The sequence below is a fragment of the Pseudomonas sp. SIMBA_041 genome (assembly GCF_046535095.1).
Taxonomy (GTDB): Bacteria; Pseudomonadota; Gammaproteobacteria; order Pseudomonadales; family Pseudomonadaceae; genus Aquipseudomonas; species Aquipseudomonas mucoides.
This window is the reverse complement of record NZ_JAWRXJ010001004.1, coordinates 1-232: the sequence shown is the minus strand read 5'-3', so window position 1 is coordinate 232 and position 232 is coordinate 1. Positions and strand designations below refer to the sequence as shown.

The window sequence follows — 232 nt, the reverse complement described above, 5'->3', positions numbered from 1 at the left end:
ATTGGGATCCAAGCTGCGACAATTAAACGGCTTTTGACATCAGGGGTGACCATAGGTGTTATCTGACGCTGCGCATCTAATAGCTGACGCTCAAGCTCCAGCTTTTGATTTTGATAATGGCTATTATTAATAGTACCGCTGTCTTTATCTGTTTGTAGCTCAGCTAAACGTTCGCGAAATACTGCAACATTAATATCTAGCAGTTGATTGTCTATTGGTTTGGACTGCAAAC

Annotated in this window: 1 protein-coding gene; it reads right to left on the bottom strand. The window is 41.4% G+C overall.

Annotated features, from left to right (window positions below):
• On the bottom strand, window positions 1–232 hold a 232-nt coding region (gene ccmI, locus SB725_RS34145; protein WP_410923818.1), incomplete at both ends, for a c-type cytochrome biogenesis protein CcmI.